17 protein-coding genes and 2 pseudogenes are annotated in these 20,517 nt (G+C 68.5%); 5 read left to right on the top strand and 14 right to left on the bottom strand.

From position 1 onward, the window contains the following. The first annotated feature begins 57 nt into the window (after positions 1-57). Positions 58-933 (top strand): SDR family NAD(P)-dependent oxidoreductase, encoded by an 876-nt coding sequence (locus tag ACZ60T_RS00660; RefSeq protein ID WP_469663179.1) that lies wholly within the window; start codon positions 58-60, stop codon positions 931-933. A gap of 71 nt (positions 934-1,004) precedes the next feature. On the opposite strand, the gene ACZ60T_RS00655 is transcribed toward ACZ60T_RS00660, so the two are convergent. From ACZ60T_RS00655 to ACZ60T_RS00630, 6 genes are all read right to left on the bottom strand, one after another. Further along, positions 1,005-2,012, bottom strand: a complete 1,008-nt coding sequence (locus ACZ60T_RS00655; protein ID WP_469663177.1) for a hypothetical protein — start codon at positions 2,010-2,012, stop codon at positions 1,005-1,007. Between the two features lie 159 nt (positions 2,013-2,171). Continuing rightward, positions 2,172-3,140, bottom strand: a complete 969-nt coding sequence (locus tag ACZ60T_RS00650; RefSeq protein WP_469663175.1) for an alpha/beta hydrolase — start codon at positions 3,138-3,140, stop codon at positions 2,172-2,174. An 85-nt stretch (positions 3,141-3,225) separates the two neighbouring features. Beyond that, a complete protein-coding gene (locus ACZ60T_RS00645; RefSeq protein WP_469664699.1) occupies positions 3,226-4,386 on the bottom strand; it encodes a zinc-binding dehydrogenase in 1,161 nt (386 codons plus the stop codon). A gap of 64 nt (positions 4,387-4,450) precedes the next feature. After that, a complete protein-coding gene (locus tag ACZ60T_RS00640) occupies positions 4,451-4,603 on the bottom strand; it encodes a hypothetical protein (protein ID WP_469663173.1) in 153 nt (50 codons plus the stop codon). Next, positions 4,600-4,734, bottom strand: a complete 135-nt coding sequence (locus ACZ60T_RS00635; protein ID WP_469663171.1) for a hypothetical protein — start codon at positions 4,732-4,734, stop codon at positions 4,600-4,602. Before ACZ60T_RS00635 ends, ACZ60T_RS00640 begins: the two co-directional genes overlap by 4 nt. 426 nt (positions 4,735-5,160) lie before the next feature. Further along, entirely contained in the window at positions 5,161-5,667 is a 507-nt protein-coding gene (locus tag ACZ60T_RS00630; RefSeq protein WP_469664698.1) for a TetR/AcrR family transcriptional regulator, read from the bottom strand. 480 nt (positions 5,668-6,147) lie between these two features. Between ACZ60T_RS00630 and ACZ60T_RS00625 the strand changes: the two are divergent. Next, positions 6,148-6,598, top strand: a pseudogene (locus ACZ60T_RS00625) (transposase); the annotation flags it as partial. A gap of 88 nt (positions 6,599-6,686) precedes the next feature. Here ACZ60T_RS00625 and ACZ60T_RS00620 read toward each other — a convergent pair. The 5 genes from ACZ60T_RS00620 to ACZ60T_RS00600 form a co-directional block, all read right to left on the bottom strand. Then, entirely contained in the window at positions 6,687-7,118 is a 432-nt protein-coding gene (locus tag ACZ60T_RS00620) for a hypothetical protein (protein WP_365634904.1), read from the bottom strand. Between the two features lie 8 nt (positions 7,119-7,126). Further along, positions 7,127-8,641: an ABC-2 family transporter permease gene (locus ACZ60T_RS00615; RefSeq protein ID WP_469663169.1), complete on the bottom strand. Its 1,515-nt coding sequence runs from the start codon at positions 8,639-8,641 to the stop codon at positions 7,127-7,129. Next, positions 8,638-9,405, bottom strand: coding sequence for an ATP-binding cassette domain-containing protein (locus ACZ60T_RS00610; protein WP_469663167.1), 768 nt, complete (start codon positions 9,403-9,405; stop codon positions 8,638-8,640). Before ACZ60T_RS00610 ends, ACZ60T_RS00615 begins: the two co-directional genes overlap by 4 nt. 149 nt (positions 9,406-9,554) lie before the next feature. Beyond that, on the bottom strand, positions 9,555-10,526 hold the full coding sequence (locus tag ACZ60T_RS00605) for a M48 family metalloprotease (RefSeq protein WP_469663166.1): 972 nt from the start codon (positions 10,524-10,526) through the stop codon (positions 9,555-9,557). Beyond that, positions 10,523-10,981, bottom strand: a complete 459-nt coding sequence (locus ACZ60T_RS00600; RefSeq protein WP_365634893.1) for a BlaI/MecI/CopY family transcriptional regulator — start codon at positions 10,979-10,981, stop codon at positions 10,523-10,525. The genes ACZ60T_RS00605 and ACZ60T_RS00600 overlap by 4 nt, the downstream gene beginning before the upstream one ends. A gap of 188 nt (positions 10,982-11,169) precedes the next feature. Here ACZ60T_RS00600 and ACZ60T_RS00595 point away from each other — a divergent pair. Further along, a pseudogene (locus ACZ60T_RS00595) lies at positions 11,170-11,826 on the top strand (transposase); the annotation flags it as partial. A 150-nt stretch (positions 11,827-11,976) separates the two neighbouring features. On the opposite strand, the gene ACZ60T_RS00590 reads toward ACZ60T_RS00595, so the two are convergent. Further along, positions 11,977-17,073 (bottom strand): glycosyl hydrolase family 18 protein, encoded by a 5,097-nt coding sequence (locus tag ACZ60T_RS00590; RefSeq protein WP_469663164.1) that lies wholly within the window; start codon positions 17,071-17,073, stop codon positions 11,977-11,979. A 115-nt stretch (positions 17,074-17,188) separates the two neighbouring features. Further along, the gene (locus tag ACZ60T_RS00585; protein WP_469663162.1) at positions 17,189-17,941 is read right to left on the bottom strand and encodes a hypothetical protein; all 753 of its coding nucleotides are present in this window, start codon (positions 17,939-17,941) and stop codon (positions 17,189-17,191) included. A gap of 236 nt (positions 17,942-18,177) precedes the next feature. Here ACZ60T_RS00585 and ACZ60T_RS00580 point away from each other — a divergent pair, with 236 nt between their 5' ends. Next, positions 18,178-18,774, top strand: a complete 597-nt coding sequence (locus tag ACZ60T_RS00580; protein WP_469663160.1) for a hypothetical protein — start codon at positions 18,178-18,180, stop codon at positions 18,772-18,774. Between the two features lie 236 nt (positions 18,775-19,010). Here the strand turns inward: ACZ60T_RS00580 and ACZ60T_RS00575 are convergent, their stop codons facing one another. Next, entirely contained in the window at positions 19,011-19,151 is a 141-nt protein-coding gene (locus ACZ60T_RS00575) for a hypothetical protein (protein ID WP_469663158.1), read from the bottom strand. Between the two features lie 54 nt (positions 19,152-19,205). On the opposite strand from ACZ60T_RS00575, the gene ACZ60T_RS00570 reads away from it, so the two are divergent. Beyond that, complete coding sequence (locus tag ACZ60T_RS00570) at positions 19,206-20,426, top strand: glycoside hydrolase family 18 protein (protein ID WP_469663156.1); 1,221 nt, start codon at positions 19,206-19,208, stop codon at positions 20,424-20,426. The last annotated feature ends 91 nt before the right edge of the window (positions 20,427-20,517 follow it).

The raw sequence follows: 20,517 nt of genomic DNA, 5'->3' as shown, positions 1-20,517 counted from the left end.
CGAAGCGGCGCAAGCCGTGGAGAGTACGAAGCGATCAAGGCAGAGAGCGAGCACGTCATGAGTTGGCCGGCAGGAGAAGCGGCGTTCGTCACCGGTGCGGCATCGGGGATCGGGCTCGGAATCGCAAGGGCGCTCGTCGCCGCGGGGGCCAAGGTCGCGCTCGCCGACATCGACGGCGCGAGGCTGACGGAGGCGGCCCGGGAGCTGACCGAGGCCGGGGGCACGGTCACCACGGTGGAGCTTGACGTGAGCGACGCCGATCAGTGGGCGGCTGCGGCCGACCGTGCCGAAGAAGCGCTCGGGCCGATCTCGATCCTGTGCAACAACGCGGGCGTCTCCGGCGGGGGCCCGGTCGACCAGACACCTCTGGAACTCTGGCGCTGGATCTACCGGATCAACACCGAGGGCCAGTTCATCGGCGTCTCGACGTTTCTGCCCCGCATCAAGAGCCGTGGCGGGCGCGCACACATCATGAACACCGCTTCGATGACCGCCCTGCTGCCCACCGCGGGCCTGAGCGCCTACTCCTCCTCGAAGATCGCCAGTGTCGGCTTCTCGATGGTGCTGCGCGACGAGCTCCGAGGATCGGACGTCGGTGTCTCCGTGCTGTGTCCCGGCACGGTGGCCACGCGCATCAACATTTCGGCCGAGGACGCGCAGGCGAAGCTGCTCGGCCGTCAGCCTGATGCCGCTCTCACCGAGCAGATGGGCACTGTGCTGGCCCAGGGTGCCGACCCCGACATGGTCGGACAGCAGGTGGTCGAGGCGATGCAGGGCAGGAAGTTCTACATCTTCACCCACGGCGATTTCGAACCGCTCGTCCGTGACCTGTACCGCGAGGTCGAGCAGGCGTTCGCCGAGACGGACGACCGTCACGGCCCCGACCCGTCGGCACGGATGCTGGTCAGCGGGGAGGACCCGCTCGCCTCGTAGCGGCTTCTGTTGCCCCCTCTGCTCCGACGCGGGGGCCATGGCGGCGAGGAAGGTACCTCGCCGCCATGGCCCTAGGAGGTCCTCGGAGTCGGCCGCTCGACGCCGCGGATATCGGTGAGCCGCAAGAGGAACTCGGCAGCTCCGTAACGGACCTTGCCCGCAGCCGTGCGCGGGTCGTATCCGAGTTCGCGCGTGAGTGCTTCGTGGCGTGCCTGGAGGGTGGAGTGGTGCATGCCGAGGGCAGCGGCGGCGGCACGGATACTCTCTGCTCCGACGAGTGCCTGCAACACCTGCGCCGTGCGGGCGTCCAGGCGGGCGAGCGCCATCACGTCGTCGTGCGGAGCCCGGGGGTCGTGGGCTCGCGCGAGCATCAGCAGCGCCCCGAGATCGGTCGCGTCGACCACGGGCACAGCCGGTTCGGTGAGCCGCAGCGCGATCGCCGCGCCCTCCCAGGAGTCGGGTGCGTGATCGGCCCGCACCCATGGCCCCAGCCCCGCGGGCGTTGCCGAGGGCTGCTCGTCCCCTCGGCGCAACTGCGCGCGCATGAGCCCGTATCGGGTCGGGACAACCACCGAGGACGGGGCCGCCGGTGCGTCTGACCGAGTCGCGACGATCCGGATCCGCGATCCGGGCTCGAGTCGCAGCCTGGCGAGCGCGGTCGTCCGCTCGGCGAGGGTGCGGGTCGGGTCGATGGCGATCTCAAGCTCGCCGACCTGGTTGTGCCGGGCCTCGAGGAGGTCGAGGGCAAACGCGAGGCGTTCGACGATCATCTCGTCGTCGGCATGACGCGGTCCTACGCGCTCCAACCACACCGCCCCGACGGAACACGGCCGCTCCGGCCCACGCGTCAGCGGCTCGGCCTGGGGGCTCTGTCCATCGGGGCCGCGCCGACTGACGCGCCCGCGCCGCTCTGCGCCGGCCACGACGCCGGACAGGGCGGCGGCGCCGCGCAGCAGACTGTCCAGACCCGCTCCGGCAGCGATGAGCGTGTCGAAGTAGACGACGACCTTCAGGGTCTCGCTCGCCTCGGGATCAAGGGTGGTCAGCCGTCCCACGAGTTCTTGCATCTGTGTCTGCATCTCAGGGCAGCGTACTGCGTACCGATCTGCGCTCCGCCTTCGAGGAGGCGGGTGGCTCAAGCGCTCGGGCTACCGGCGCCGCCTGCGCCGGGTCGTGCCGCGGAACCCGGGTTCCGCGCACGACCCGTGGGCGCCCGCTGTCCCGCGCGGGTGATGCCGTCATCCGCCGAGGAGGCGTCCGACCCAGGCGTCACGGGTGCTGATCATCGCCTTGCCCAGCACGCTGTCCGGCGCCGTGACATCGAACCCATGGAACGCGCCCGGCCACACATGCAGCTCGGCCTGGACACCGGCGGCCCACAGCCGCGAGGCGTAGGCGACGTCCTCATCACGGAACACCTCCGCGGACCCGCAGTCGATGTAGGTGGGCGGCAGGCCGGAGAGGTCGGTCGCCCGCGCCGGCGCCGCGTAGATCGTCACCTCGTCCGTCCCACGGCGGTCACCCAGAAGCGAGTTCCAGCCCATCAGGTTGCTCTGGCGGTCCCACAGTCCGACACCGTCGAACTGCCGGGTCGAGACCGTCTGGTCGCGGTCGTCGAGCATGGGACAGATGAGGACCTGCCCGATCAGCGACGGGCCCTTGCGGTCGCGGGCCAGGAGCGCGGTGCCCGCGGCCAGACCGCCGCCCGCGCTCGCACCGACGACCATCAGCCGCTCGGGGTCGATGCCGAGCTCGGCGGCGTGCTCGGCCGTCCACACCAGCCCGGCGTAGCAGTCCTCCACCGGGTACGGGTCGGGGAACTCGGGGGCCAGCCGGTACTCGACGGTCACCATGACGGCGTCGTGCTCGATCACCCAGGGGAGCATGTGCTGGATGCTGGCGAAACGATTGCCGGTGATCATGCCTCCGCCGTGGGTGTGGTAGATCCCGGGCCCCACGCCCTGGTGGTCCTTCCGCGCGATGGTGCTGACGAGGATCTGGCCGCCCTGATGCCCGGCGATGGTGACGTCGCGGACCGCGAGGCCCAGGGCGTCGAACTCCTCCGCGGTGACCTGGTACGCCGGGTTCTGGCGGATCAGCGGGATCATCTCGTGGGTGAAGGTGAGCGGAATCTCGTTCGCTATGGAGGTGAGCGTGACGTCTAGCTCGGCGTCGTACGGGGGCCGGGGGATGGCGGGGGTGGCCATGAGGGTTCCTCTGCGGGTGGGTGGTCAGACATGACGGATGCGTCGGCCGGTGTGGCGGTGTCGACGGTTCGGCAGGACACAACCGTCAGGGAGCGACCGCGGTGCTGAGGGGATCGATCAGGATCTTCGCGTGCCGCTCGGGGTCCCCGAGCGCGGTGAACGCGGCGTCGATGCCGTGCAGGCCCACGGTGCCCGTGACGAGCGGAGCCGGGTCGACCGTCCCGTCGGCCAGCATGTGCAGCGTGTCGCGGTACTCGCCGGGGTTGTAGCCGGCGGAGAACAGGAAGTCGATCTCCTTGCCGATCGCCCGCATCGGCTGGATGGTGTCCGGCTCCAGACAGGCACCGGCCACGACCAGCTTGCTCATCATCGGGGCCGCCTCCACGAGGCTGTCGATCATCCCGGGGACGCCGACGCACTCGAACGCGACGGCACCGGAATCACCGAGCTGGAGCTGGTGCATCGCCCGGAAGGCCAGCCACCACGGCGCCTTGGGCGCCTTGCGCATCTTCTCCATCGCGTCGAAGCCGAGGTTGATGTACTCGGGGAGGGTGCCGAGCTTGGGCGGGTTCGGTGACGACTCGAACGGGTCGGCAGTGCGCGGGTCGACCACCACGTGGGCGCCCAGCCGGGCGGCCAGCCTCCGCCGCGTGGGGGAGAAGTCCGACGCGATGATGGTGCGAACGCCGCCCGCCTTGAGCATCCCGATGATGGCGAGCCCGACCGGACCGCAACCTATGACGTAGGCGGTCTGCTTCTTGCTGATCCGGCTGCGTCGTACGGCGTGCCAACCGACGGCCATCGGCTCGGTGAGGACAGCGTGCTGGGCCGAGAGCCCGTTCGGTACGTCGAACGTCATCGACTCCTGCACGACGATCTGCTCGGCGTAGGCGCCCGTGGCCTGCGCGGATGAGCCGACGAGATACGGCGTGCGGCCGGTACGGATCATCGGCATCGACACGACCAGGCTTCCCGGACGCCACCGGCGATGCGTGTCGGGACCGTAGCCGACGACCTCCCCGCAGATCTCGTGGCCGAAGACGACCTCGTCGCTGCTTCGCGGAGAGTCGTTGTAGCCGACGGACGCGAACGTGTCGGCCAACTGGTCCGGGTAGGCACGCAAATGGAGATCCGAGCCGCAGATACCCGCGCGGGCGACTTGGAGCAGGATCTGGCCGGGCCCCGGCCGTGGCGCCGGGATGTCCCGCACCGTGAACTCGCCTTGGCTGCAAACGACGGCCTTCATCGTGGACACGAGTGGTGAACCTTTCGCTGTCGGACTGTGGTGGTGTGGTGGTGGCCCTGGCCGGTCAGACGCCGAAGGCGCGCCCGACCCATGCGCCGCGGGCGGCGGTCATTCCGTACGCGATCGCGGTGTGCGGCGCGAGGATGCCGAAGCCGTGGACTCCGCGGAGCCGGACATGCGGTTCGGCCTGAACGCCCGAGCTGCACAGGGCGGTCACGCAGGCGACGTCCTCGTCGCGAGGATCGCGATGACCCGTCGGGTCGCGCCCGCGGGAACCCCGGCGTTGACAGTCGGGACAGCCTCGACCTCCGGGTCGAACGGCGGACGGGCGAGAGCGGAAGAAGACATCGTGCGTTCCTTTGAGCATCGGCGGCCAGGCCGAGACCCGGGTTCGTGTCCGCCGACGCGTATCCGAGCGGTCGTATCGGCGCCGTGACAGTCGCCGCAGCGCCGGACCATGGCGCGCCCCTACGACGTATTCCGGTGCTCACAACCCCTGTGACGTGCGCTTTCAAGGTTGCCGGAGCGCTCTGGCCGACGACACCCGCCGTTCGCGGCAGATGTCAGCCGTTCAACCCGCCGTTCGAGCGCCGCGAGGGTCGGAGAGGGGGCCGGTGTGGAGCGGGCCACGCCGCCATGATGGAAGTGACCCGGCCGCGGGCCGGTCCGGTTCGTCGACGCCCCGGCCCGGCTGCTCGTACGGCCCGCAGGAGGTGGCGGCCCGGATCTGTCGGCGCATGCCGCACGTCGGCGCGGCGCTATCGCGGCTGATGCCTACGAAGTCGGTACGGGGGGAGTCCCGCTTGCCTGCACGCCAGCCCGGTCGTCCCGAGGTGTCTGTGCAGAAGTGTTCGGGGCGGCGGCGAGTGCGCGCGCGGCTTCGATCACGGTCTCGCGGCGGCGGGCCAACGCGGCCTGTTCGCTCTCCTCGCCCAGGGCGATCCGGCACATCCTGGGAACGGCGAAGTTCCATGAGATCAGACCCATGATGGTGAACAACAGGTCCTGGGCGGCGCGGACCCGCGCGTCTTCGGGGAGATGGGGAACCGTGCCGCCGTCCACGAGATCGACGGCGGCGAACAGCTTCTCCTTGTTCCCGTAGTACAGGTAAATGGCCTGCTTGTTGGCCTGGGCTGCCGCTGCGATCCGATCGACCCTGGCCCCGGACAGGCCGTGCTCGGCGAACTCGGCCGTGGCGGCAGGTGAAGATCCGCCGTCTGGTGCCCTCCGCGCCATAGCCCATGAGTACTTCTCAACGAGGCTTTCGACAGGGCAGGGCATGTCGACCACGTGCTGGTCACCGCGGGCGACGCCAGCGGGATGGGCCCGCTGACCGGCCTGTCGACCGATGACATCCGCGCCGCTGTGGGGGTCCCCCCTGCTCGAAGAGCTTGGGGGAGCGTGCCGGGCGTTGCGACGGGGCGAACGTTGCCTGCCGCGGCACTGGTCCTGTTAGTTGGCGGGCACTGGCTTGGCGGAGGCAAATGATTGTCGCGGCGGCTGGCTGCGGCCGGCCCCGGGGTACACCGCGCGCTGACCGAGGCAGCCGCGCAGGCGGTCGCCGGAGATACGAGCGTCTTCGCCGCGGTCGTCGCGGAGGTGCTGGACCGGGCTGGCGGCCCGCTGTGGGACGGGTATGCCATCCGATGATTCGGTGGGGCGCGATCACACCACCAGAGGACTATGCCCACGATCAGCTAGCTGAGGCCCGTTGTCCGGCGCGGGCGCGGGCGCGGGTGGTGGCGAGGCGATAGGAGTCGGTCGGGAAGCCTCAACCTGCTCTACCACCAGGGCCGCGCCGAAGGCGACAAGTCGGTCACCACCCCGCAGCGCTTCGCCCGCCTCCTGCTCACCCGCCCTGAGAACCTGCGGGACAAGAACACCGCGCTCCTGCGGTCACTCACCGAAGCCTGCCGAGATGACCGAACTCGCCTGTCTTACTGCAGAGTTCGCTCAATTACTGACCCCAGCAGAGGGCAACGACGCCAAGCTCACCGGCTGGGTCGCCACGGTCAACGTCGCTGATCTACCCCACTTGCACCCCTTCGCGAACGAACTCGAACTCGATCGCGCCGCCGTCGACACCGGACTCACCCTCCCGTACCACAACGGCCGCACCGATGGCGTCAACACGCGAACCAAACGGATCATGAGGCAGATGCACGGCCGAGCCGGGTTCTCCCTGCTCCGCCACCGCTTCCTCCTCCAGTGATCACTACACACCGCTACCGCCGGTTACGGGACAGAGCCGTTCGTTTTGACAGACCCCTGCGCTAAGGGTATCGGTGGTCGGCAGCCGGTCACGGGGCTTTGGGCGGGGTCGGGGTCTGATTCATGTGTTTGGCGCGGTAGACGCTGCAGACTTGCGTGCCGAAGGAGCGCAGGCGCCACATGGTCTTGGAGGAGGGCTTCTGGATTGTGTCGATGCTGGGGTGGTGCTGTTCGTCTTGGGCGACGTTGTTGAGGGCGTAGACCTTGCCGTCGGGTGCGGTGAAGGTGATGGCGAAGCCCCTGTAGGGGGTCGTGTCACAGCGGACGTCGCCCGAGGAGACTGTCACGGGCCAGGCGGCGCCGAGTTGGTTGGCCGTGATGTGCTGCGGGTTCTTCGTCGCGGCTGGCCACTTGGTGATGGCGTCGCCTTCCTGGGATGAGCAGCCGGACAGGGCCAGGGGGAGGATCAGGGCGGCCGTTGTCGCGAGCAGGACGCCGGCTCGGGAGGTGCGCGCGCGCATGCGGGTGATCATGAGTTTTCGGCTGCCTTTCGGGTGGCGTGGGTGATGGCGAAGGTGAGCAGGACGGTGGAGGCGAGACTCACGGGAATAGTCACGGACATGCGGTGGAGGTCCAGGTAGTTGGCCCACGAGTAGGGGATCAGCGGCCAAAGCGTCTGCTGCATGGAGGTCCCGCCGACGAGCACGCCAAAGAGGATGCCGATGATTCCGACGACCACAGCGACGGCCTGCGAGGTGCGCATGGTCAGCCAGAGGGTGAGTGTGGTGAGCATCGCGCCGACGGTCGCACCGGTGAGCCCGAGGGGCCAGGCGTGGCTGGCCGGGATGCCTGCCGTCAGGTAGAGCAGCGCGGTGATCAGCGACAGGCCGACGGTAATGGCGGTCGTGACGGCTGTGAGGGCGAGGGCAGGGCCGGTGGTGCCGGTGGCGCGGGATGCTACTGCCCGCCAGCCTTGAGCGGCGGCATTCCACACGACCAGGCCCAGGACCAGGGTGCCGATGGGCAGGGCCAGGAGCGTGAACAGCTGGATGCTGGTGTCCGGATCGTGCCAGGACAGCCACAGGGCGATCAGTGCGATGGCGCCAGGGCACAGCCAGATCAGCGCGGTGCCGCGCAGCATTCCGAGTACGGCGCCGACCAGGCGTGGCTTGGCCGGCGCAGGGTGCGGGGCTGGTTCTGTCACCGTGTTCAGGATCGCGGTGGCTCCCGGCGAGTAGGCCGGCCGTTCAACTGCCGTGCGGTGCTTGGCGGTATGGGGTCCGGACAGGCTCAGTCGGGGCAGTAAGAGGAAGGGGATCGCGAGCAGCGCCCCGAGGATGGCAGGCGGCCAGGGGGAGGCGCCGGCCAGCGCGGAGTGGGGTTCTAGGGCGACGCCGTTGGCGTGTGTGCTGAGGACCGGCAGGGCGCCGCGGTCGAGCCAGGTGAACGGCAGGACCGTCCAGGCGGTGGACTCGGCCTTGACCACCCCCAGCACCGTCCACACGAACCCGGCGGCGAGGGCCGCCCCGGAGTGCATCTGCCGGGCGAGCCACAAGGTCATTGCCAGCAGGCCGAGTTGGGAGATCCAGGGAATCAGTACAGCCTCGATCGCGCGATCCGCGGGGACCCGATGGTCGCTGGACAGCAGGCCGAGTAGCAGCAGAGGCGTGCTGGCCCCGAGTACGTTGAGCAGCAGAGACCGTACGGCCAGAGCGGTGAACCGGCTCAGGTGCCGGTAGCCCGGGGGCACCGGACGGTAGCAGGTCCCGCCGCCCCGGGCGCCACGGTCGATGCGGGTCGCGGTGACCGCCAGCAGCACGGTGAGCATCGGGCCGACGAACATCGCCCACAGGTTCTGGTAGCCGAGGACGTCCTTCCAGGTCTTGCCGGAGCCGGTGGCGAGGAACATCGCGCAGTCGGCGAGCGCGTACGCCACTCCGCCCAAAGGCAGATAGGCGACGGCACTGCGCCGCCAGATGGCGAACTCCGCGCGCAGGATCTCGGGCAGGCCGACAACCGGCGTCATGGGGGCGGTAGCACTCACGGGGCCACCGTCCGGGCCGTGCCGGAGGATCCGGCCAACGTAAGGTAGGCACGTTCGAGGTCCCCGTCCGGTGCCAGATCGGCGAGGCTTCCTTGGTAGCGCAGGCGCCCCTGCGCGATCAGGCCGATGTCGTCGGCGACCGAGGCGACCTCGCCCAGCAGATGGCTGGAGAGCACGATGGTGCGACCGGTGTCGGTGAAGCCGCGCATCATGGCCCGCAGAGCGGCGATGCCTTCCGGGTCGAGGCCGTTCTGTGGCTCGTCCAGGATGAGCAGGTCAGGGTCGCCCAGCATGGCGATGGCCAACGCCAGGCGTCCCTTCATACCGGTGGAGAAGCTCTTCGCCTTCTTCCGGTCGGTGCGGTTCAGTTCAACCGTGTCCAGTGTTCGATCGACCTCGGTCTCGGGCAGTCCGAGCAGCTGGGCGTGGATCATCAGGTTCTGCCGGGCGGACAAGTGTCCATAGAAACTCGGGCCGTTGATGCTCGCGCCGATGCGGGACAGGGCTTGGCGCTCCCACTGCCGCCCGAACAGCCGTACGTCGCCTTGAGTGGGTGGCAGTAGGCCCAGGATCATCTTCAGCGTGGTCGACTTGCCTGCGCCGTTGGGTCCGAGCAGGCCGTAAATCCTGCCGGGCCGTACGATGAGGTCGACCGAGTCGACAGCGGTCTGGCGGCGGAAAACCTTCGACAGGCTCCGTGTCTCGATCACCGGTGCCACCGGGGGTTCTCCGACAAGTTGCTGCAGTTCGGGAATCGCTGGCATGACACTTCTTTCTGCTACGCGGTGTAGCAATTTTGGGTAGGGGTGCGCCCGCTCTCGGGAGAGGTCGCTCGCAGCACGACGTATCGATCACGCCCGCGGATCCTCGGCGTGCGCACGTGGGGGGGTAGCTTCCCGGAAACCGGGGAAGTTCAGAGAAGGACGGCGGCGGCGCCGACGGCCGCGATGATCAGCGCGCGGACAGTCCAGGACTGCCAGGCGGGCAACACCCTGGGAGGAACGGCCAGCGCCTGGGCGCGGTGGACGAGTTCGACGCCGGGGTCCAGGAACCCGACACCGCCGCCTACAGGGGCGAAGTCGGGCCCGGTCAGCCGGGTATGGGTGTCGATCTGTGCGCACAGGGCCCGCGCCACAGCTGCGGCTCCGTCGGCCGCGCGGGCGTCCTGGTCGGCCCACAGCTCCGCGGCAAGGCGGATCTCACCGAGGATCGCCTTGCGCCCGGGAATCCACCACCATGAGCGCAGAGCGCACGTAGCCAGAAAGATCCACATGGGGTGGCGCGCCTGGGCATGGGCCTGTTCGTGCCGGATGATCGCCGACGCCTCGGCGGACTGAGCTACGGAAGAGGAGAGGATGATCCGGGGCCGCGCAAGGCCGACGGTACTCGCCAGGTTCCGTACGGCCTGCCCCGCCTCATCGCCGAGTCCGCCCCCGGCACCGCCCGCGAGACCGTCCGCGATCCAGATGTCGCCACACTGGCGGGGAGCCAGCTGCGCGACTGTGCGCGCAGTACGCACCACGTGCACCGCGCCGGCCACGAATGACACGGCCAGGGATAGCAGCGGCACGATCGAGGCCGCCAGCATCAGCTGCGCGCCTACGGCCGACAGTACCCGCTCGGGATCGGCGTCCGTGATGCCGTTGCTGATACCCCAGGCGATCGGCGCCCGCCAGGGCAGTGCTTCCCTCAGCGGGCTGTGCGGCAGGTAGGGAACCGTCATGGCCAGCAGAGGAGTCAGGGCCGTTCCTACGGTCAGGACGAACCGTTCGCGCGCGGGTAACCGCTCAGTCAGGCGGCGCAGCAGATGCCACAGGCCGACGGTGGCCGCGGGACACCATGCGGCGAGTATCACCTGCGGATAGCCCAGCCAGCTCATGTTCATGCGGCCCCCTCCGGCGACTGCGGCGTATCGCCGGGGTCGGCGGGCGGGTCGGCGATGCCGGCCAACAGGGCGCGGACGTGCGCGAGCTGTTTGGCGTCGCCGCTCACCGCTCGGACGAAATTCGCCACGGCCAGATCGCCGAAGCCGTCCACCACTTGGCGAACCTGCTCGTCTGCCACCCGCTGCTCGACCTCGGCGCGGGTCTGCCGCGGCCAGTAGACGTACTGCCGGCCTTCCTTGCGCCGGTCGAGCAGGCCCTTGACCACGAGGCGTTCCATCACCGTCTTCACGGTCGTGTACGCCTGGCCGCTGTCGAGATTTCGGGCGCAGCCGGCTACGTCCGTCTCGCCCTTCGCCCACATGACATTGAGGATCGCCAGCTCCAGCGGCCCGAAGTGAGCCGCCAGACCCTGACGTCCTGGTTCGCGCTCTGCCGATCCCCGATGCGATGACATGCTACAGAGCATAGCAGTTCACTTCAGGGCCGGCAGAGATTCTGAACTCCCTTTCATTACAGGTGCTTTCAGTACTCGCCGAGCGAGCCCTCGCGCCGGGCCCCTGACATCCCGGCGGCGAAAGTAGCCACCCCGACGGGCAGCATCACGGCCGCCCATAGAGCCATGTGCACGAGCGATGGGGCTACCTGCGACAGAACGGCGTCGACCAGCAGCGACTTGCGTATACCGTCCAGCGCCTGGGTGGTGGGCATCGCGCGGGCGACAAGGCACGCGTCGAACACCTCTACGCGATCGCCGACGGCGAGGTCATATCCGAGGACGGCGAGCCTGAAGTCATCTTCTGCCTCGACGAGTTCGGACCACTCAACCTGATGCCCCACCCGGGTCGGCAATGGGCCGAGCGCGGCGGCAAGCACAAAGACCCCGACCGCGAACCACGCCGCAGGCGGCGGGCGACCTACAACCGCTACGGCGGAGTGCGGCACCTGTTCGCCGCCCTGGACCTGTCCAGGGACAAGCTCTACGGCCACATCAAACCGGTCAATGAGCGGACGCAGTTCCTGGAGTTCTGCCGCTACCTGCGCAGCCTCCACCCTCCGACGGTGCGGATCGCGATCGTCTGCGGCAACTTTGCCCCGCATCTGACCACGAAGAGGTGCCAGCGGGTCGGCACCTGGGCGGCTGCGAACAACGTCGAGATCGCCTACACCCCCACCAACTCCTCCTGGCACAACCGCATCGAGGCCCAGTTCACGGCGCTGTGCTACTTCACCCTCGACGGCACCGACCACGCCGACAACCAGCGCCTACGCGCCGTCGTCGACAGGGCGAACGTTGCCTGATGCGGCACTAGCCCTAGCTTGCTCACCCGGAGAGTGCTTCTGTCCGTGCAGCCGACAGGACTCTGGTAGAAGTCCCACCGTCGCAGGTCAGAAGCACTCTCCGGCTAGTTGATCAATACCTGGCCCGTCAGGCTGGGTGGCTGAGAGCCATCAGCCGGCGTCGCCGATCAGCTTCCAGGGCTCGTGGTCGGCGTCGGCACCGGTGCCCGGGGCGCTGCCCTTCGTCTCCCACTTGGCCTTCCAGACCTTGCCGTTGTACTTGACCGTGGTCTGCTCGATCGGCTGGCCGGCCGGGGAGTAGATCTTGGTCGCGTCCCAGTTCCCGGCACTACAGCCACCGGCCGGCGGGGTCGCCGTACCGAGTCCCTTGAGGTTGTCGGTCACCGGTGCGTACGCCGTACCGCCGATCGACAGACTCGTGTTCACCGGACCGGTGATCGGGAGGAAGTAGATGATCGGCAAGTCGAGCGACTTCCCGGCCGGGATGATCTGGCAGTAGTCCAGCGTCGTGCTGACCCGGTGGAACGTCGTACCGGGTGCCAGCTTCCACTGGCCGCCTTGGGCATCGGTCTGCCAGTTGGCGTCCTTGACCAGCGGTGACGTAGAGGCCGGAATGTCGAACGACAGCTTCGTGTCCTTGCCACCGCCGAGCGTGCGCCCGGTGTTGTTGGTGATCCGGACGGTCGGCTGCAACGGCCACAAGTTCGCCGTGGAGGTGGGGTAGTTGACCATCTCGACACTCAGGTCGGCGGTCACCGTCGGCGCGGCACCTTCGCTGCCGGTGCGCAGACTGTTGTCATAGGCACCGATATTGCCCAGCTTCTCGTTCAGCCGGGTGGTCAGCGTGTACCCCATCCCGCACGGGGTGTCCGGCTGGACGTCCGCCGGGCAGGAGTAGTCGCCGCCGAGCTCCCACATCATCACGCCGCCCGCACCGGTCGACTTGACCAGATCGGTGACCGCGTCGATGCCCTGCTCGTCCTCGGTCGACAGGAACACCTTCTTGTCCGCGTTCCACAGCCACGATGTCTTCGTGGTGTCGTCCCAGTACCGGGTGTACTGGCCCGTACGCCGGTCGGTGATGTCGGTCTCCGGTGTCAGCCCGACGCTGCGTGCGTAGACCGGCGTGATGTTCTTCTCCAGGTTCTTGGTGTGCCACAGCGGGTTCGTCCCGGAGCCGAGCTCGCTGCCGTTGTTGGTCTCGTCGTGCCAGATGTTGTCGATACCGAAGGCACCGTCACCACACGGCCGTTTGACGCCCGTACCCGGCTCGCAGCCGCTCGGCTTCTGCGACGTGCCCCACATACCGTGCGTACCGCCGGTGACGTTCTGCCAGCCGCGTGTGTAGTAGGGCACACCGATGTTGACGCGCCCGGCCTGCATCGCGCCACGCATGTACTTCATCGCCCAACTGGTGTTGAAGTACCCGATCTTCCCGTACTCCGGAGTGGCGTACTGATCGGCCAGTTCCGGGTCCTTGCCGTCGTCGAACAGCGCCGCGTTCGGACCCACGACGTCGTTCCAGGTGCCGTGGTAGTCGTAGGCCATCAGGTTGGTGAAGTCCTGGTAGTCCAGCGCGGTCTGGTTCGCCATCCCGCGGGCCAGGTAGCCGGAGGCCGACGACGCCGAGGTGAGCAGGTAGTACTTGTTGTCCGCGACCGAAGCCCGGTTCAGCGAGTCCCGCAGCGTCTTCATCAACGCGGCGTACGTCGTGGGCAGACCCTTGCGACGCGGGTTCGAGGCCGCCCAGTCGGTCGGATTGCCGGTGTCCTCGAGGACCGTGGGGTACTCGAAGTCGATGTCGACACCGTCGAACCCGTAGGTCCGCAGGAAGTCCACGACCGAGCTCGAGAACGTGTCGATCCCGCCCTGGTTGACCGAGCCGTCGGCGTTGGTGGTCATCGCGTAGAAGCCACCGGAACCGGCCCAGCCACCGACCGAGATCAGCGTCTTCACCCGTGGGTGCAGGCGTTTGTACTTCGTCAGCAGGTTGAAGTGCCCCTTGTAGGGCAGCGAGGGGTCCATCTCGGCGCCGACCTCGCCGGGCCACTCCTTCTGGGTGGCGTTCGAGTCGACCTTGATCCGGTTGTTCTCCACCGACGCGAACGCGTAGTTGAGGTGGGTCACCTTCGACCACGGGATGTTCTTCACCAGGTAGTGCGGCGTGCCGTCGGCACCCGTGCGGCCACCGTTGAAGTAGCCCACGACCCGGCGGTCCCGGCCCTGGCCGAGCCATTCCCGGCCGTCACTCTGATAGACCTTGCAGTACGGCGTCGCCACGCCCGGCGTGGTCGCCAGACCGTCCGGCCGGCAGTCGCCGGACGCACCCGGCCGCGAACCGCCGTCGTCGCCACCGGGGTGCGACTCCATCGGGTCACCGACACCACCGTTGACACCGAGATCACCGGCGCCGCCGTCGCTGCGGCTGCCGTCGCCGTAGCTCGGCACCAGCCAGCCCTCGATGTCACCGGCACCACTCGCCGCGGCCGCCTTGACGGCGGTCTTCGCCGTCGTGCCGGAGCGGGTCACGGCGAAGTCCTCGATCTTGTCGCCGTCCAGGTCGGCGAAGGTCCCGTAGGTGCCCTGGAACGGATCGTCGGCGCGGATCACGCCCAGTGACTTCCAGCCCTTGGTGACGCTCCACGGAGCGCCGGTGTTCTGCCAGGCCCGGACCTCACCGGTGGTGTACTCGACCCGGACCGTGTCGGCCTTGCCGTCACCGGTGATGTCGGCGAAGGCGACCTGCGCGCCGCGCGCCTCACCCGGGGTGGCGAAACCCTCGACCTTGTCCCAGCCGCCCTGAGTCGGCATTCCCGTGCCCTTGTTCAGCCAGGCGGTCGGGAAGCTCATCCGGTCCAGCGTGATCAGGTCGTCGCGGCTGTCACCGTCGAGGTCGGTGAAGTACATCTCCGGCTCGTAGCCGAGGTTGTTCGCGACGATCGTCTCGCTGCCCCAACTGACCTTGTCGCCACTGCTGGTGTTCCGCGACATCCGCATCGCGGCGACGCCGGTCGGCGAGTCGGCCGCCGGCAGGATCCGGATGTAGTCGTCCTTGCCGTCACCGTCCAGGTCGGCGAAGTAGACCAGCGACGGGTCGTTCCCGCGGTCGGCCGGGCTGATGTCGCCCAGCGAGACCGCGGCCTTGCGCGGGTCGTCGTTACGCCAGCCGGTGACCTTGCCGTCCGTACCGACCACCGCGTAGTCAGCCTTGCCGTCGCCGTTCAGATCGGGGAACCCGATCTTCGAGCCGGTCGCGGCGGCGTCCCGGATCTTGCCGATCGGCTCCCAGGCGTAGGAGCGGCCGCTGATCATGTGCTGCAGGACCGCGATCCGGACGCCTTCGGTGAAGGCGTCCGCGATCTTCTGGTAACCGGCGTCGGTCGGGTAGATCTCGTTGGTGATGTCCTGCGGGGTGACCGAGCCCAACTCGACCAGCACCAGCCGTGCGCCGCCCTTGATCTTGTCGTAGGCGATCGTGCGGAGCGCGCTGTTGTAGGCGTCGATCCGGGCCTGGTACGTCGGGTTCGTCGACGGCGGCAGCGTCCCGAGCAGGACCGTGGTCGTCGGCGAGGCCCGGTAGATCGCGTCCAGGAAGCCCTCCATCTTCCCGGCCGTCGCCGTACCGTCGGCACCGCCGGCCAGGTCGGCCGTGCCCGCGACCAGGGTCATCATGTTCGGCCGCAGCGTCTGCAGCGCGGGGATCGACTGGGCCTGGATGTCGTCGATGCCCTTGCCGTCGAACCCCATGTGGTCGGGGTCGCCGCGCTTGCCGTTCTTCAGCTCACCGACGAAATCCGCGCGCTCGAAGAGGCTGGCCAACGCACCGCCGAGCACCGCAAGGGCGGTCAGGCTCTTCACGTTGGTGTTCAGCTCGTCCCGGTAGCCGACGTCGTCGGTGCTGTACATACCGGCCGTGATCCCGTCACCGGTCGGCATCACCCGGAGCTCGTCGATCGACGGGCTGGCGCCGGCCGCGTTGAACTGGCCGGACTGGACCGGCCGGTGGTCGGAGTTGCCCTCGGGCCGGACCGTGACCGTCGGCCTCTGGTCGAGGTGGGTGGTGACGAAGTAGTCAAGCTCACCACCGCTCTGGTGGGTCGCGTGATCTGAGCTGTTGATTCGCATGTTCGGCGGGAAGTTCGCCCGGTTGGCGAGGTCGTCCGGGTCGACGTTGAAGTCGCCACCGATCGTCGCGTGGTAGGTGGCGCCACGCTGCTCCTCGAGGCGCGCGATCTCGTCGTCGATGGCGTCCAGCATCGCCGCGGAGTCACCGCCACCGCCGGACAGGCCGTGCACGGTGAAGTACCACTCGTTGCCGAACCGCGCACCGAGCGCGTTCCGGCCGGCGTCGACCGGGTTGCCGACGACGATCAGCTCGTCGGGCGCCTCGGTCAGGACGAGCGCGTTGTTGACCCGGCCGCCGATCCGGCGCGGGTTGGTCGCGTCGTCGTCGGACTGCAGGAAGTAGACCTCACGGGTCGGGATGGCATTGCGGTAACCGCTGCCGACGGTCCAGGTCCGGTGCTGCACGGTGAACTGATGTGTGCCGCCCTGGCTGTCGACCGTGGTGAAGGTCTGGTCAGGCTGTGCGACGCTGTTCTGCGGCGGGTGCGGGCCGACCTCCTGAAGCATCAGGATCGGCACCTGCAGCGCCAGCCGCTGGACCGTGTTGGTCCACTTGCTGCCGTTCTGCGCCTCGTTACTGGCCCCCTGCATGTTCCAGGTGACCAAGGGCGTGGTGGCCGCGGGGAAATCGGTGGCGGCGGCCGGAACGGTGACTGACGCTGCCAGCCCGGCCATCACCACCACTGCGGCGATCAATCGGCGTAACAAGAGCCCCCCATTTCTCATATCCAACAGATCGGGAACAACCGATTCCAAAGCTAAATACTTTCCCAAATATAGGCGTTGCGGCATGACCTCGGCGAGCCTTCCCTGGCGCGGTCCGGTGACCGTGGCCGAGAAGGTGCTGTGGCCGGAGACCTTCTTGGCCATGGCGTCACACAGGTCGTGCCAGATGATCCGGGTGCCGGCGTCGGCGGCAGGGTTGGCCTGTTGGTCGAGGTTCTGGCGCAGATGGCGCTCGTGGGTGACTGCGGCGCGGAGCTCTTGGGCGGCCTGACGGTACTGACTTTCGAGGGCTCTGGTGTGATTCGCCCGGCCATCTCTGGTGACCGCGGGGTCAGTTGCCGTGCGGCGACGCCGCTCCACCCACTGGATCGGGGGAGAGGCGGCGTCGCCGGGCATAGGACGGGGAGCGGACTCAGCCGAGCCGGACCATGTGGTCGAAGTCGGCTCTACCGACCGCTACTCAGACCGCGTCGCATCGCCACAGCCCCTTCGGGGTCGTGTTGTGTGGCCCTCAGGCGCGCACCAGGAGGACCACCTCGCGTGCTGGGATGATGCCGTCCGCGCGGTCCTGAAGGGTGGTGATGCCGAGAGCGATGTCACGGCACATAGCCTCGACTTCGATCCCGTCACTGCGGTCTGCGAGGAACATAGCCGCCACCCTCAGCAAGTTGGCGGCTTCCGGCTCCGCCTCCACACCGCGGCCGACGGTCTCCGTCCCCAGGGCGGCGATGCTGGTTGCCAGACGGCGAGCTTCTCTGATCGGGCGGTCTCCATGCGTAGGGGCTATGAGTCGTGGCGCCCGTTCCACCGCGTCGGGAAGGGCCTCGAGGAGTTCCATAAGAAGTTGAGGGGACGAGGGGCGGATCAGCGCCTGACCCGAGCTGATGTTGATCGAGGGGAAGGTCGCGACAGGGTCGAAGACACGCATCGTGTCCGTGAGAGCAAGGGCCGTGCCGGTGAACAGGCTGTGAAACCACGGATCAGTGCGCTGATTCGGGAACACAACGCCCGCGTCGGTGTTCTCGACGGCGCCGATCCTGCTTCTGACGGCCCGCTCGTACAAGGGCAGCCAGGGAGTGGTCGCCGCCTTTGCGGCGGCGGTCACACCAGAGCTGATCGTCGCCCGGGAAGCAGTAGCCGTGGAAGTTAGCTTGCGGATGCTCCAGTGGGTGAAGGGACACCCCAGCCTGGCCGGGCGGGTTTTGGCCGCCGCGACGATGAACTCGCCCTTGTCATCGCTGATCAGGCGGGGACGGCCTCCCACTCATTGAGGGTCCAGCGCGGCCAGGCCCTTCTCGCTGAACGCATGAATCACATCCCGGACCGTGTCCTCGGCGCACTAGTGAGTCGAGGAACACGTCGGCCGCCGCCTGGACGGTCAACGCCTTCCCGGTCGGCGGCTGTACGACGGTAGGCACCGCTTGCCCCTTGCCGCAGACAACAGGACCGCTGTCAGTGAGCGGCCGTAGCCTGTCCCTACGATCTTGGAGGGGAGCAACGATGGGGTTCTCGGGAGAGGTGGTCTTCGGCCGCAGCGACCGTCCACTGCTGGAGGCGCCGGTGTTCGAGGGAATCCACGGCAGGGACATGGTCCAAGTCAATCGGCCACGCGCAGGTGGCTGGCAGACGCTGCAGTTTGACGACGATGTCATCAAGAACCCGGAAGCGACGCTGCGGGCGCTGGTGGAGTGGACAGGTGCTCCGGCCTGCATAACCTCCGTCTATGACAGTGACGTTGGCATTGTGAATGGTCTAGGGCCAGGCGTGGAGCTCTGGGGCGCCTGCCTGAACCTGGAGACAGCAGCCGGATTGTGGGCGGAAGTTCCTGATGATGTCGATGACATGAGCGAGTGGGTCATTACGCCAGCATTCGCTGAGGCCGTCGACCGTAAGCGCGCCGAGCTGGACGCCCGGGTGCCGGGCGATGCGCAAGGGGCACTGGATTGGGCCCGCTCCGCAGGCTTCGGGCACTCGGTCGCTATGGCGTCGATCGAAGAGGTACTGCGCTCGCGAGAGGTCTTCGTGGAGGACTTGTTCGTTGAGCTGCTTGATCGGCTGGGTTTCCCAGAGGACGTCGACCCAGAAGGCCGACGCTGATCTCGTCCGCCAGTCATTCTGGTCGTGGCTGGCCATCGGTGGGCCGGGAAGCGGGAGTCTGCTGTCCCCGCCGGTATGCGGGGATGCGTAGGCCAGATAGTCCGTCCCGGCTCGTTCGGCGTAGCGCATCGCCCGAGTACATCCAGTACGCAAGCGATGCTCCGTCTTGCGATGCAACCGTGGCGGGCCCTTGATCGTCATTGCCGGGGAGCGCCAGTGACATGATCCCCGCCGCATCACCCAGCACAGTGCCCGCTGCCCGCGCCGATCAGGACGAGGGCGCGCACCGCGGCGAGATCGCCCGGAGCGAGCTGGAATGACGTCGCGTTCGGGGGCGTGTGGCCGTCCAGTTGGCCACATGACCGGGGCTGCGTCACCAGGCGGGACATACCGGGGCGGGCGTGACCTGCGGGGCGGAAGGGGAGAGGCGAATGGGGCATACCGAGGGCAAAGCGACGGAGGCCGAGCCGCAATCCGAGGAGACGGCAGCCTCGGGCGAGGAAGCGAAGGCCGATGGGGCAGACGGGACGCGCCCAGACGGAGAGGCGGCGATCCCAGCCACGAACACGGATACGGGTACGGGTACGGGCACGACGAGCGTCGGGTCGGAGGGGCAGTCCGACTCGGCCCCGTCCCGCCGTCGGCGGCGCTGGCGTTGGGTCCGTCGTGCCGTCCTCGCCCTCGTGCTCGCGTTGCTTCTGCCGCTCCTCGCCGCCGAAACCGCCCTGCGGGTGAACTACGTGGGCGACCCCGTCGACGGGGCGCGTACCAGAGGCCGGGACGCGATCTGGCTGGGGCATGCCTGGGTGGACGGGCGGAAGACCGACGCCGATGTCGCGGCCCTGGCCAAGCAGTTGGGCGGTACCGGCATCCGGGATCTGTACGTGCACGCCGGGCCGCTGGAGCACGACGGCACGCTGCCCGCGTCGGCCTACCGCAACGCCCGCTGGCTGATCCCGGCCGTGCACCGGGCCCTGCCCGGCGTCCGCGTGCAGGCGTGGCTGGGCGACGTACTGGCCACCGAGAGCCCCGACGGGTTGAGGCTGGAGCGGGCGCGGACGCGGGCGGCCGTGGTCGACTCCACCCAGGAGATCCTGGCCGCCGGTTTCGACGGTGTCCACTTCGACCTGGAGCCGTTGCACTCCGGCGACCGGAACTACCTCGCTCTCCTCGACAACCTGCGCGCACTCACCCGCGCCCACCACGCCTTGCTGTCCGTCGCCGCCCACCAGATCGACCCGCTCCCGGCGTTCCACTCCGTCTGGGGCACGCTCGCAGGCCACCCCAAGTGGTGGTCACAGGCGTACTTCGGCCAGGTCGCCCGGCGGGTCGACCAGATCGCCGTCATGTCGTACGACACCATGCAGCCCCTGCAGAGCCTGTACGGCGGCTATGTCGCCCAGCAGACCTCTCTCGCCCTGGAGGTCACCCCGCCCACCACCGACCTTCTGATGGGCCTGCCCTTCTTCCACGAGAACCGCTTCGGTCACTGGGCACACGCCGAGACGGTCCCGGCCGCCGCGCGTGGCGTCCGTCTCGGTCTCTCCCGCACGGATGCGGACCGCGCCCGCTTCGGCGTCGCCCTGTACGTCGACTTCGCCGCAACGGAGGCCGACTGGACGGCCTACCGCGAGGGCTGGGTCCGTCCGTGAGACGAGGTCGGCTGGGACTGTCCGGACGGCGTCACCGCACCGGCCAACCACGAGAACGACCAACCCGGCGAGGTGCCGTGCCGGACGTCGT

It is taken from the genome of Streptomyces sp. NPDC104371 (assembly GCF_055583785.1).
This window is presented reverse-complemented; position numbering and strand designations above follow the sequence as displayed.

Coding starts and splice junctions, on each gene's coding strand:
- ACZ60T_RS00605 (WP_469663166.1), bottom strand. CDS start 10,526: ATGAACATGAGCTGGCTGGGCTATCCGCAGGTGATACTCGCCGCATGG.
- ACZ60T_RS00635 (WP_469663171.1), bottom strand. CDS start 4,734: ATGTCTTCTTCCGCTCTCGCCCGTCCGCCGTTCGACCCGGAGGTCGAG.
- ACZ60T_RS00645 (WP_469664699.1), bottom strand. CDS start 4,386: ATGAAGGCCGTCGTTTGCAGCCAAGGCGAGTTCACGGTGCGGGACATC.
- ACZ60T_RS00630 (WP_469664698.1), bottom strand. CDS start 5,667: ATGCCCTGCCCTGTCGAAAGCCTCGTTGAGAAGTACTCATGGGCTATG.
- ACZ60T_RS00655 (WP_469663177.1), bottom strand. CDS start 2,012: ATGCAGACACAGATGCAAGAACTCGTGGGACGGCTGACCACCCTTGAT.
- ACZ60T_RS00620 (WP_365634904.1), bottom strand. CDS start 7,118: ATGCGCGCGCGCACCTCCCGAGCCGGCGTCCTGCTCGCGACAACGGCC.
- ACZ60T_RS00580 (WP_469663160.1), top strand. CDS start 18,178: ATGGGGTTCTCGGGAGAGGTGGTCTTCGGCCGCAGCGACCGTCCACTG.
- ACZ60T_RS00610 (WP_469663167.1), bottom strand. CDS start 9,405: ATGCCAGCGATTCCCGAACTGCAGCAACTTGTCGGAGAACCCCCGGTG.
- ACZ60T_RS00650 (WP_469663175.1), bottom strand. CDS start 3,140: ATGGCCACCCCCGCCATCCCCCGGCCCCCGTACGACGCCGAGCTAGAC.
- ACZ60T_RS00660 (WP_469663179.1), top strand. CDS start 58: ATGAGTTGGCCGGCAGGAGAAGCGGCGTTCGTCACCGGTGCGGCATCG.
- ACZ60T_RS00570 (WP_469663156.1), top strand. CDS start 19,206: ATGGGGCATACCGAGGGCAAAGCGACGGAGGCCGAGCCGCAATCCGAG.
- ACZ60T_RS00600 (WP_365634893.1), bottom strand. CDS start 10,981: ATGTCATCGCATCGGGGATCGGCAGAGCGCGAACCAGGACGTCAGGGT.
- ACZ60T_RS00590 (WP_469663164.1), bottom strand. CDS start 17,073: ATGCCCGGCGACGCCGCCTCTCCCCCGATCCAGTGGGTGGAGCGGCGT.